8 protein-coding genes and 1 pseudogene are annotated in these 12,853 nt (G+C 33.9%); 5 read left to right on the forward strand and 4 right to left on the reverse strand.

Annotation, left to right across the window (positions count from 1 at the left end; translation table 11 throughout):
* Positions 1-91: 91 nt before the first annotated feature.
* From LIX58_RS06935 to LIX58_RS06950, 4 genes are all read left to right on the forward strand, one after another.
* Positions 92-1,492: an MFS transporter gene (locus LIX58_RS06935; protein WP_154837203.1), complete on the forward strand. Its 1,401-nt coding sequence runs from the start codon at positions 92-94 to the stop codon at positions 1,490-1,492.
* A 184-nt stretch (positions 1,493-1,676) separates the two neighbouring features.
* Positions 1,677-2,609: a 2-dehydropantoate 2-reductase gene (locus LIX58_RS06940; RefSeq protein ID WP_126565572.1), complete on the forward strand. Its 933-nt coding sequence runs from the start codon at positions 1,677-1,679 to the stop codon at positions 2,607-2,609.
* A 141-nt stretch (positions 2,610-2,750) separates the two neighbouring features.
* On the forward strand, positions 2,751-3,224 hold the full coding sequence (locus tag LIX58_RS06945; RefSeq protein ID WP_154837201.1) for a DUF1440 domain-containing protein: 474 nt from the start codon (positions 2,751-2,753) through the stop codon (positions 3,222-3,224).
* 56 nt (positions 3,225-3,280) lie between these two features.
* Complete coding sequence (locus LIX58_RS06950) at positions 3,281-4,132, forward strand: NAD-dependent epimerase/dehydratase family protein (protein ID WP_226386207.1); 852 nt, start codon at positions 3,281-3,283, stop codon at positions 4,130-4,132.
* 58 nt (positions 4,133-4,190) lie between these two features.
* On the opposite strand, the gene yidC is transcribed toward LIX58_RS06950, so the two are convergent.
* Positions 4,191-5,048, reverse strand: a complete 858-nt coding sequence (gene yidC, locus LIX58_RS06955) for a membrane protein insertase YidC (RefSeq protein WP_154837197.1) — start codon at positions 5,046-5,048, stop codon at positions 4,191-4,193.
* Between the two features lie 457 nt (positions 5,049-5,505).
* Positions 5,506-6,645 carry a serine hydrolase domain-containing protein gene (locus LIX58_RS06960; protein WP_226386208.1) on the reverse strand — a complete coding sequence of 380 codons (1,140 nt, stop codon included), beginning with the start codon at positions 6,643-6,645 and terminating at the stop codon, positions 5,506-5,508.
* Between the two features lie 286 nt (positions 6,646-6,931).
* Between LIX58_RS06960 and LIX58_RS06965 the strand changes: the two genes are divergently transcribed.
* The gene (locus LIX58_RS06965; RefSeq protein ID WP_226386209.1) at positions 6,932-8,758 is read left to right on the forward strand and encodes an APC family permease; all 1,827 of its coding nucleotides are present in this window, start codon (positions 6,932-6,934) and stop codon (positions 8,756-8,758) included.
* 52 nt (positions 8,759-8,810) lie between these two features.
* Here LIX58_RS06965 and LIX58_RS06970 read toward each other — a convergent pair.
* Positions 8,811-11,015: pseudogene (locus LIX58_RS06970) on the reverse strand (cation:proton antiporter).
* A 222-nt stretch (positions 11,016-11,237) separates the two neighbouring features.
* Complete coding sequence (locus LIX58_RS06975) at positions 11,238-12,638, reverse strand: amino acid permease (protein ID WP_226386210.1); 1,401 nt, start codon at positions 12,636-12,638, stop codon at positions 11,238-11,240.
* Between the last annotated feature and the right edge of the window lie 215 nt (positions 12,639-12,853).

The raw sequence follows: 12,853 nt of genomic DNA on the forward strand, positions 1-12,853 counted from the left end.
TTATTAAGTCAATTAACCTTAATTATGATAAGGTTTTTAATATAAACTATTTTAAATAGTTTTTAGGGTATATTAGGAGGAATTTTTCAAAATGGAGTCTTCAAAAGAGTTTAGGGGAGATAATAAACTACTCATAGGTATTATTATAGGTGTACTAACGTTTTGGTTGTTTGCGCAATCACTCGTTAACATTGTACCAACGCTACAATCATCATTTAATACAAATATGGGTACAATCAATATTGCAATAGGTTTATCTGCATTATTCTCAGGGTTATTTATTGTTGGTGCTGGGGATATTGCTGATAAATTTGGACGCGTCAAGATGACCTATTTAGGTTTAGCTTTAAATATTATAGGATCATTATTATTAATTATTGCACCAATTGCTTGGTTATTATTAATTGGACGTGCATTACAGGGACTATCAGGTGCGTTCATTATGCCATCAACGCTTGCGATTATTAATGAATATTACATTGGAAAAGACAGACAACGTGCTGTAAGTTTCTGGTCAATCGGTTCTTGGGGCGGTAGTGGTATATGTTCACTATTTGGTGGACTTATGGCTTCTAAAGTTGGTTGGCAATGGATTTTTATTGTGTCTATCGCTTTATCTATCTTAGCCTTTTTCTTAATTAAACATACGCCTGAAACAAAGTATGAACCAGGACCTGAAGAAACAGAGAATAACTCTAAATTTGATGTAATGGGATTAATCTTGCTTGTGATTACGTTATTAAGTGTTAATGTCATGGTGACACAAGCCTCTGATCGTGGATTATTCTCACCAATGATTTTATCTCTTGGCGTAGTATTCTTAGTGGCTGGAATTTTATTTATCATTCGCGAACTTAAAGCAGATAATCCACTTGTTGATTTTCATTTATTTTTAAATAAAGGTTACAGTGGTGCGACACTCTCTAACTTCATGTTAAATGGTGTCGCAGGTGGTACTTTGATAGTTGTTAACACATATTATCAAAGTCAATTAGGATTTAGCTCGTTACAAGCGGGTCTCATTTCTATTACGTATCTTGTAGCTGTACTTATCATGATACGTGTAGGTGAAAAGTTATTACAAAAATTAGGAGCAAAAAAACCATTATTAATGGGTAGTGGCTTTACGTTTATTGGTTTACTATTATTATCATTAACATTTTTACCAAATGTAGCTTATATTATTTCAAGTATTGTTGGTTACTTATTATTTGGTATTGGTTTAGGTACATACGCAACGCCTTCAACAGATACAGCGGTTGCTGAAGCACCTGATGATAAAGTTGGGGTAGCATCTGGTGTTTATAAAATGGCGTCTTCATTAGGAAATGCCTTTGGCGTAGCGATGTCTAGTACCATTTACGGTTTTTGCGCTTCACAAATGAATTTACAACTTGGTGGCGCAGCTGGGGTAATATTCAATGCAGGTATTGCTTTAACTGCTTTCATTATTATTTTATTCTTAGTTCCAAAAAAAGCAGGTAAAATTTAATATTATATACAAAGTTAGGAACAATGTAGAAATCTTTTATTAAACTGGATTTCTGTATTGTTCCTATTTTTAATAAAAATAAATTAATTTATCTAAAAATTAAGAATATTATGTGTATTGTATTGACTGACAATAAGTGAAGTAGTATTTTAAAATCATCATTAATAAAAAGGAGTTATGACATATGAAAATAGCGATTGCTGGTTCAGGGGCGTTAGGAAGTGGATTTGGAGCAATGTTATACCGTCAAGGTTATGACGTTACATTAATTGATGGTTGGGAACCTCAAGCTTCAGCCGTTAAAAATGATGGCTTACATATTGATATCAATGGAGAACAACATCATTTAAATATTCCTATGTATCAAGATACGGAAATCCCAGAAAATGCTAAATACGATATCGTCTTTTTATTTACTAAAGCCATGCAACTTCAAGACATGTTACACCATATTCAATCGCATATTCATGACGAAACGATTATGGTTTGTACGATGAATGGCTTAAAACATGAGCGTAAAATTGCAAACTATGTAGATGAAGCGCGTATCGTAAGAGGGGTAACGACTTGGACGGCTGGTTTAGAATCTCCAGGACATACCCATTTAATGGGTGCAGGGCCTGTTGAAATCGGTGCGCTTGTGGAAGAGGGACACCCCAATGTTGACACAGTATTTGATATTCTGGAAAAAGCAAAACTTAATCCTCATAAAAGCGAAGATTTACAACAATCTATTTGGAAGAAAATTTGCGTAAATGGTACAGCCAATGCATTATGTACGATTCTAGAATGTCGTTTATCTAATCTAAATGAAAGTGATTATGCGAGAAAGCTTGTTTATAAAATTACTCAAGAAATTGTTCAAGTTGCGACAGTAGATGGGGTACATTTAAACGCAGATGAAGTTTACAATTATCTCATTGATTTAAATGATAAGGTAGGTCCTCATTTCCCATCGATGTATCAAGATTTAATTAATAATAATCGTTTAACTGAGATTGATTATATTAATGGCGCTGTGGCTAAATTAGGTGCTGAACATCATATCGAAGCGCCAGTTAATCAATTTGTAGCTAATATGGTTCACGCTAAAGAAGAACAACGTCACGCGAAATAATCTAAACGTGTTAAGTCTTTGAAATTACATGCAAATGTGATGTTCAAAGGCTTTAACTATGTTCACTTTTAAAATATGAATTTTGGGGTAAAACTATAAATAATTAAGAAGATGATCAACAAAATAGGAGTTGTGATAATAATGAATCAAACAACGAAACGTATCCTTTTGACTGGTGTTGTAGGCGGTCTGTTGAGTGGAGCTGTAAAGATGGGATGGGAAGGTCTTGTACCTCCTAGAACACCTGAACGTGATGAAGAGCCACCGCCAATGACATTACTTAATAAATTAGGTTTACCTGAGAACGTTAAAAATGCTACGTATCACTATAACGGGAATGATGTTCCAGTAACAGTCGTGGGTATTCACTATGGTTTTTCAGTTGCTAATGCATTAGCTTATGGTTTATTAGCTGAAAAATGTTCAAAGGTTACGGCTTTAAAGGGTTCATTATTCGGTATAGCCGTGCATATCGCATTCCATGAATATATTTTACCGAAGCTTGAATTGACGCCTCCAGTTAAAGAATTACCAATTGAAGAGCGTATTTCAGAATTGCTAGGTCATATTGTATGGATGAATACGATTGATTTCGTTCGAACTTCTGGACAATAAGTACGAGTTTAGATATTCATTTTCAATAAAGAGAAATAGAAAGGTGAGTATAAAGTATGACCAAAATATTTGTAACAGGCGCGACAGGATTAATCGGTACAAGATTAGTGCAACGTTTGAATGAGGAAGGTCATGAAGTGGTAGGCTTCACGACATCTGAAAAAGGTAAAGAGAAATTAGAACGTCTTAATGTCAAAGCATACACCGGCGACATCTTAAAGGCAGATACGATTGACGCAGCAATTGGAGATTTCCGACCAGAAATCATTATTAATCAAATTACTGATTTGAAAAATGTGGATATGGCGGCGAACACAAAAGTACGTGTTGAAGGTGGTAAAAACTTAACAGATGCAGCTTTAAAATATGATGTGAAGAAAGTTGTAGCGCAAAGTATTGGCTTTATGTATGAACCTGGCGAAGGTTTAGCAACTGAAGAAACACCTCTTGATTATAACTATGAAGGAAACCGTAAAATTACGGTTGATAGTGTGGTTGGTCTTGAAAAAGAAACCGCACGCATGGATCAATATGTCATTTTACGCTTTGGTTGGTTATATGGTCCAGGTACTTGGTATGGTAAAGACGGCATGATTTATAATCAATTTAAAGATGGTGAAGTGACAATGACAGATGGTGTTACTTCATTTGTGCATTTAGATGATGCCGTTGAAGTTTCTATTCAAGCGATGGCGTTTGATAATGGTATTTACAATGTGGCAGATGACGAACCAGTTAAAGGCTCAGACTTTGTGGCATGGTACGCTAAAGAAGTAGGTGTTGATCCTAAAGTAACCATTCAACCTGCGCAACCATTTGAAAGAGGTATTACGAACGACAAATTTAAAGCTCAAGGCGGAAAATTAATTTATAACACTTGGAAAGATGGTATGCATCCATTGAAATAATGGGAGCGAAAAGGGAGCTGAACCACATTGCGGTTTCAGCTCCCTTTTGTATTTGGAATTATTGTTCTTTTTCTTGTGTATGTTCTGTTTGCGATGATTTATCTGATTCACGACGTTGGCGTTCAATACGTTGTTTTAGCTTTTCACCTTCAGCTTTACCCACTTTAGCATAATGACTATGTGCAAAATGCATTTGAATAATTAAGAATGTTGCACTGACCGCCCAATATAAACTCAATGCTGAAGCGGATTGTAAAGAAGCGTAAATGATAAATAATGGAGATAAAATCATCATAACGTAATACGATCTGCGTTCATTCTTAGGATAGTGAATGGAGTTCACTAACGGTTGGATAAAGTATAGGAAGGCAGCGATACAAGTCATAGCGATATCTGTATGCATTAAGTTAAACCATAAGAAGTGAGGATGTTGGATAATGCCACCACTTGTCGGATATTTAATGCAAGTATACAACCCTAATAGGATAGGAATTTGAATTAAAATTGGTAATGTCCCAATTAAATTCTTAAATGGATTGATACCGTAGTCATTATATTTCTTCATTAATAATTTATTTGCTGCGCTTCTTTCTTCTGGTGTCTTAGCTTGTTTGATTTTTTCCTGAATTTTATCAATTTCAGGTTTAACTACTTTTGTTTTGCCACGCACGACGTGAATATTTTTAACTTGTACAAACATTAAAGGCATCAACACAAGACGGATAATTAACACAATAACGATAATTGCTAAACCATAATTATCATGGAATGAGCGTCCTAAGAAATGTAGTAACGCATCCATTGGTCTAACGAATACTGTGTAAAAGAATCCGTGTTGATCTTCTTTATGAGAATAATCGCACCCAGCTAATAAGACAATTAGACTCATAAAGAATAAGGACCATTTCTTTTTCATGTCTCTACTCCTATGCATTGAGGTCTTTAATAATCTTAGTCTTTAGTATGTTTAGCTTAACACACATCGACATATTTTATACGCTTTTATGTTGATTATTCACTATTTTTTGAGTAAGAAGTGTTAGTTATAATGTTCAAGAATATCAATGCAAATAAACTTGTTAAAAGTATAAGTACGCTCATCAATGCTACTTTAGCGGAAGTAGGTAACCATGACATAATAAACTGCCAGTCTGTGTTAGCTAAAATAATCGATGGCAATAAATGAATAAGTCCTAAAGTCAACGCAAAAGCCACTAATAGCATTAAAATGCTTAGTTTGATATTGCGTGAGCTAAAACTGAACTGTACAGGTTGATGTTCAATGATAAAACGATAGATGAGCACTAAAACACTAATAATAGCTAATCCTATGATGACTGTAAGCGCAATAATAATGCCTTGCCATTGATTAATTAAATTCTGAGTGTTGTGATATGCTGATTCGCACTCATCTGAGTATCTAAATGATGTGCAAGTTTTGGGACATTTTTAGAATAGGCATTTGCGAGCACGACGATGCCGTAATCTTTTTTAGGATTCAAAATAATATATGATGAGTAATTCTCTAATGTACCGGGATGATACACCAATGTGTCTTTAGTACTCTCATCTATGAACCAACCTGTGCCGTAACTTGTTGGCGATGAATTTTCCTCGGTTTTCACTTTAGGTTGATGTGTTTCTTTAATTAATGCACTTTGCTTAGAATGTGCATTGAGTTGAAAACGAATCCAAGGTTCTAAATCTTTCGTCCCTGTCATCATATAAGCAGCAGGGTTATCACCAAGATTGAAGTCAGGATTATAAGCATAGGCCTTACCGTATTTCACTTTATATCCTTGAGCGTCATCTGCTTTTTTCTCATTACTTTCTTTAGTAGTTGAGTGATGCATATTTAATGGTTTGAAAATGTGGTCCTTCATGTAATTTGAATAGGATTCAAGAGAAACATTTTGTACAATGAGACCTAACATATCATAGTTCATATTGGAATACTGGAATTGTTTGCCAGGCTTAGAATCAAGTGTACGTCCTTTAATACTGTTGACTATACCAGCTAAATTATTATTCTTTTTAGTGATTTTATCGTTATCGGTGATATCGCCAGGAATCCCACTCGTTTGAGCGATTAATTGATCAACAGTAATGTCTTCTTTATTACCTTTGTACTTCATATAAAATCCAGGTATGTACTTACTTATCTTATCGTTTAATTTAATTTTGCCATCTTCTACGAGTTGCATAATGGCATAACCAGTAAATGCTTTTGTGTTAGATGCAATTTCGAAACGTGTTTTCGGAGAAACTTTAACCTTCTTATCAATGTTAGCGTAGCCATAACCTTTATTAAGAAAAACTTTATTATGTTTAATAATTAACACCGACATACCTGGGATATGATCATCCTTCATTTCATTGGTAATCATTTTATCAATATAAATTTGAGAGGAAGGGCTAAACATAGAATAACTAGGCTTCATTTTAGTACCTATTGAAATAATAGCGACAATAATGAGCAAAATAATACCACTTACTAATAATTTCTTTTTCATTCTTTCTTTTCCCTTTAAATAACTTTCTATATAGTGAACAACCTAAATGTATAACTGTGATAAGTATAGCAACATTTTTTTGAAATAGCTCAACAAAGAGATTTATACGTTGTTAGCAACATTTTTGAGATGACTATATTATAAAAATATACCTAAAAATATAATGGTAAAAAGTAACTTTAAGAGTATAAATATCTAATAAATCTTATGTTAGTGGCTATACTTTTATTAGAAATGGGAGTATATTTTATCCATTGAAATTGAATATAAAAGAGGTAAGGGTTAAATGTTCACTCAATTTAAAAGACTTTTAATTGGTAAGCCTAAACGAAATAGAGATTTGAAAAATGAGAAAATCAGTAATTTCAAAGCGCTAGCCATTTTATCATCCGATGCCTTGTCATCCGTTGCATATGGTCCTGAACAAATTTTAATTACATTATCTGTTGTGGGAGCAATTGCATCATGGTATACGTTACCTATTGCTTGTGCGGTATTAATTCTATTGGCTGCGTTAATTCTATCGTATCGCCAAATTATTTATGCCTATCCTAAAGGTGGCGGCGCCTACATGGTGTCTAAGACAAACTTAGGAGAAAAATGGGGCTTACTTGCAGGTGGTTCTTTACTTGTCGATTATATATTAACGGTAGCAGTTAGTATTGCATCAGGTGCTGATGCATTTGTAGCAGCGTTCCCATCTTTATATCATCACAAAGTATTGATTGCATGTTTATTAGTGTTATTTATTTTGATTATGAATTTACGTGGTTTAACTGAATCAGCCACTGTATTATCATATCCAGTTTATTTATTTATTATCGGGTTAATTATTATGATTATTATTGGTGTTTGGAAAGTTGCGACAGGTCAAGCGACACCTCATATGCACGCAAGTGTAGGTACGGCCGTGCCAGGTGTGACCTTATTCCTGTTATTAAAAGCCTTTTCATCAGGGGCTTCATCCCTCACAGGTGTGGAAGCAATTTCCAATGCCGTTACAAACTTTAAAGATCCAGGTCCTAAAAATGCCGTTAAAACTTTAGTGACTATGGGTGGTATCTTAGCTTTCTTATTAGTAGGTATCGTAGGTTTAGCTTATTGGTATGGTATTATGCCACAAACTGAAACGACAGTATTATCTCAATTAGCAGCAAATATTTTAGGACATAATGTTGGCTATTACTTTGTACAAGCTACTACAGTGATGATCCTTGTATTAGCAGCCAACACAGGTTTTACAGCTTTCCCAATGTTAGCGGCAAGTATGGCGAAAGATAAGTATATGCCTCGTATGTTTAGAGTACGTGGTGATCGCTTAGGTTATTCAAATTCAATTATTACTTTAGGCGTTTGTGCAATTTTATTAATTATTATTTTCAAAGGTAAAACTGAGAACTTAATTCCGTTATATGCGGTAGGTGTGTTCATTCCATTTACATTAGCACAATACGGTATGGTGCTTAAATGGATTAGAGGACGTGAAAAAGGTTGGACTACGAAACTCATTGCAAATGCAGTGGGTGGTACCATCACTTTCATCGTATTTATGATTTTCTTGATTACTAAATTTACACATGTATGGCCAATCTTAATCTTTTTACCAATTGTAGTTTATGTATTCTTGCGTATTAATAATCACTACAAAGATATTGCGAAACAATTGAAATCAACTGCAATGGTACAAGATATGCCGATTGTTGATAAAAACTTAGCTGTTGTACCTGTTAGTACAATTACATCTGCGATTGATAAATCCGTATATTATGCACAGATGATTGCGGATGATGTGATTGCTGTGCACGTCTCATTTGGCGAAGAAGCGGACAAAGGTTTTGCTGAAAAGTGGAAAAACCATTTCCCAGATGTGCGTTTAGTTATCTTGCATTCAGAATACCGTAGCGTTATCCGTCCGATTTCACGTTTTATTGATAAAATTAATAAAAAAGCAAATGATAAAAATTATGTCATTACTGTAGTAGTACCGCAGTTTATTACTAAAAAATCATGGCACAATTTCTTGCACAACCAAACTAGTATTCGCTTGAAAATGCATTTATTCTATCAAAAAAATGTCATTTTAGCGACAGTGCCATTTAAATTACAGAAATAATAAAAAGCAGGAACTTGAAATGTTGTTTTTCACGTTCCTGCTTTTTAATTGTTTAATGTTGTGCTTCATGTGCTAACACAATTTCGTTATAGTTGATATTTTCACGCAACTGTGTCGCAATTTCATTCGATACTTTATTACGAGCGATTAATTCATCAAGTAACTGACGTTGAATGTATAAAGCTTCAAGTTTAACCTCATGTTGTTGTTGCGTTGTTAAGGCGTAAATCTCTTTGTTTTCTTCTTTTTGTTGTCTTCTATTTTGATTTTGACGAATTGTATGTGATAATGCGTGATATTGGTTAATAATTAAACTTACTTCAAGGACGTTTGAACTATTTTGTTCTTCGCGCATTCTCATAATAATGTTGTGATTCACGACACGCATAATTTGTTGTACTTTATTAAAGCTATTTTTATAGGCATTTCGTTGTGCTTTACGTTCTTCTTTAACTTTATGACGCTCTTGCTTATACTCTTCACGTTTTTCTTTGATAGATGCGCGATCCTCTTTAGAAGTGGCTTTATGTTCTTCACGCATAAGTGCACGATCTTCTTTATGAACTTTGTGTGCTTCTTTACGTGAATCTTTTCTAGCTTTGAAGCGTAGGAAGAGCATTTTGAACAGACGGCTTACTTTACGTATAAATGACATTTCACGATAAGATTGGCTGAATTCCATCACGTTACGATAGTCAGTTAAATCTTTTTTAGAAATACGTTCTTTATCAATTAGACGCTCAAGTGTTTCAGTTTCTTCTTTTTCGGCAATTTCCTGTAAACGACGCAATTCTTTCGTATTTTGATTATCAGGTTCCATGTTTATTAAGAATGATAATTCATTAAAATACTGGTTGAGAATTGGACGATAATCTACATTTTTATTATCTTTTGCTTTTGTCTTAAAGGCATCAAGCACGTTTTGAACCATAAAGATTTTAGCCGATTGATATGTCATGCCTTTAAAGTCTGAGACCTTTTCAGAAGGGGTGATGATAGGTAAAACAATTTGAGCCATGATTAAACTAATTAATACCATTAAAGAGGCAATAAATAATAAATCATTACGATAAATAAATTCTTGTTCACCATTCATCATATAAGGTAGTGTCAGTGCCATAGAAAGTGAGATAGTACCATGAATACCACACATCGTCATGATAAAAGCATAATGACTACGCTTAGGCGGTCCCGTATCTTCTTCTTCATCAAGGTAAGACTGGACATTTTTAGGATAATAAAAATCTTTGAACCATAAATATACCCATATGTATCTGAAGATATAAATCGCAAGTGCAATCAGTAATGTAACCATAATAATGTAACCATAATAAGGAAAGTAATATTTTGAGGTTCTTTATGAACGATTTCCATAAATACTTCCGGTACAATGAAGCCTAATACGACAAAGACAAATCCATTTAATGCATAACTTAACGTGTTCCAAATTTGGTTGTAGTTCATTTGTAATTCAGTTTGGGCGCGAATTAAACGATCACGCTCTAAGCCGTGAATTAATCCAGCTACAACGACAGCGATAATTGACTTCTTCACCGATAAAATAAATCGCAAAAGGTGTGAGTAATTGGATAAATGTTAATGTATTACTATCTTTCAAACCTTTATTTGCAGTTAAATAAATTCTTAGTCGGACTACTAATGCGCCTCCAATAATACCAACTAAAATGCCAAGGATGGTTGAAAGAATGAATTGGCCAATAGCATCAAAAGCTGAAAAACTACCAGTAACTAATGCTGTCACTGCAATTTTAAATGAAATGATACCAGCAGCATCGTTAAGTAAAGATTCGCCTTCTAAAATGGACATTGAACCTTTGGGTAAGACTTTACCCTTTGTAATAGCTGAAACTGCTACGGCATCGGTAGGACAGAGAATGGCTGCAATAGCAAATGCTGCAGGCATAGGTAAACTAGGCCAAATCCAATGGATAAAGAAACCTACACCAATAACGGTAGTAAATACCAGTCCCATCGCCATTAGAATAACGGGTTTGCGATATTCTAATAGTTTCGTACGGGAAACATGTGTCCCTTCGACAAATAATAATGGGGCAATCACTGCCATCATAAATACTTCAGATTCAAATTCAAAATGAATTGGAATAGGGAGAATAAAAAGGCAGACACCTAACGCAATTTGAATAAAAGCAGTAGGAATTTTAGGGAACCTATTATAAATAATAGAACTAATAATTACTGCACAAATAAATAAGAGAAAAGCTTCTAATAGTTCCATATATAACTCCTTTTTAAATTTTGATAATAGTATTATTTTACATGATGTTAAATAGGCTATCAAAAAAGTATAACTATTATACAAAAAAATGATTAATTTAATTTATTCTGTTCTATATATTTTACCTTGAAAAATATTGGCTTAAACTAAAAAAGCGAAGTACAATCGTATTCTAATAAGAAAAGATTGTATTTCGCTAAGATAAATTATAAAGGCGCTATCTTAATAATTAATAGATTCACGTCCTTGTTTACGTGTACGCTCGGCCAATGCTTCTGCATTCTTTTTATATTTTTTATATAAGAAGAATAAGAAAATGAACCAGAACGGTGAAATGAAAACTGCCATTCTTGTATCTGCGCTAAAGAACAATAAGATAAAGACAAAGAAGAAGAAGGCTAGGACAACATATGCCATTGCTTGTCCACCAAATAATTTGAATTTATTCTTACGATGTTCTTCAGGATTTTTACGTACATAGATGATGTAAGAAATAATAATCATAGCCCATACAACTAAGAAGAGGACGGTTGATAATGTTGTAACGTAAATAAATAGTTGCATGGCATCTGGAAAGATAAAGTTCAGTAAAGCGGCTGCTAGTAATGTACCAGATGAAACTAGCATAGATAAGTATGGCACGCTATTATGATTAGTTTTACTTAATACTTTAGGACCTAAACCTTGTTTAGATAAACCAAATAAAATACGGCTATTTGAATAAATACCGCTGTTGGTTGCTGAAGCAGCAGCAGTTAAAACGACAAAGTTAACTAATCCTGCTGCGAAAGGTAATCCAATTAACCTAAACATCGTAACAAATGGACTGCTTTCTGAATTAATTTTATTCCATGGAATGACTGACATGATAACTAATAAACCACCCACATAGAATAATAAGATACGCACAGGCACGTTATTAATTGCTTTAGGAATAACGTTTCTTGGATCTTTCGTTTCTCCAGCTGTAACACCAATTAACTCAATCCCAATAAATGAATAAACGGCGATTTGGAATGCCATTAAGAAACCGAATGGTCCATTAGGGAAGATACCGCCATGATTGACTAAGTTACCAAATGAGGCATGTCCATATGATGTTCTAAATGAGAAGAAGATCATTACAAGACCTATAATAATCATCGCAATGATAGTGATGATTTTAATAATTGAGAACCAAAACTCTAATTCACCGAATAACTTAGCACCAAGCATATTGAATGAAATAAGCATGAGTACAATAAATAGAACCGTAATCCAGTGAGGTACTTGTGGAAACCAGAAACTAAAATATTGTCCCATGGCCGTTAAATCAGACATACTTGAAGCAATCCAAGAAAGCCAATACGTCCAGCCGATAACGAATCCCCCAAAAGGTCCGAGATATTCATTCACAATATCTACAAATGAGTTAAAACGTGTATTACTTAATAATAATTCCCCGAGTGCACGCATAAACGCAAAGAGTACCATACCAATAATCATGTAAGTAATTAGTAATGAAGGTCCTGTTAATGAAATGGTTTGCCCAGAACCTAAGAATAAACCTGTACCAATGGCGCCACCAATCGCAATTAATTGGATGTGTCTGTTACTTAATTCTCTCTCTAACTGTCTTGCCATATACTTCCTCCTCAGAATACATGGTGTTCATGTTTTTTTGAAAACGCTTTCTTATTTTTGTAATTTAAAGGTCACTTTTAACAGATGAGCGTAAAACGAGATAAACAGTAGTATGTATTAGTTTGAATATTCTGTTATTTGTAAAAGTGTTAATTTTTAATTTTAATAAATTATGTGTCATTGCTAAAAGTTATTTTTATTATACTCTTAATTTT

The sequence above is a fragment of the Staphylococcus sp. Marseille-Q1834 genome (genome assembly GCF_916858875.1).
Taxonomy (GTDB): domain Bacteria; phylum Bacillota; class Bacilli; order Staphylococcales; family Staphylococcaceae; genus Staphylococcus; species Staphylococcus pragensis.

Coding starts and splice junctions, on each gene's coding strand:
- LIX58_RS06935 (WP_154837203.1), top strand. CDS start 92: ATGGAGTCTTCAAAAGAGTTTAGGGGAGATAATAAACTACTCATAGGT.
- LIX58_RS06940 (WP_126565572.1), top strand. CDS start 1,677: ATGAAAATAGCGATTGCTGGTTCAGGGGCGTTAGGAAGTGGATTTGGA.
- LIX58_RS06945 (WP_154837201.1), top strand. CDS start 2,751: ATGAATCAAACAACGAAACGTATCCTTTTGACTGGTGTTGTAGGCGGT.
- LIX58_RS06950 (WP_226386207.1), top strand. CDS start 3,281: ATGACCAAAATATTTGTAACAGGCGCGACAGGATTAATCGGTACAAGA.
- yidC (WP_154837197.1), bottom strand. CDS start 5,048: ATGAAAAAGAAATGGTCCTTATTCTTTATGAGTCTAATTGTCTTATTA.
- LIX58_RS06960 (WP_226386208.1), bottom strand. CDS start 6,645: ATGAAAAAGAAATTATTAGTAAGTGGTATTATTTTGCTCATTATTGTC.
- LIX58_RS06965 (WP_226386209.1), top strand. CDS start 6,932: ATGTTCACTCAATTTAAAAGACTTTTAATTGGTAAGCCTAAACGAAAT.
- LIX58_RS06975 (WP_226386210.1), bottom strand. CDS start 12,638: ATGGCAAGACAGTTAGAGAGAGAATTAAGTAACAGACACATCCAATTA.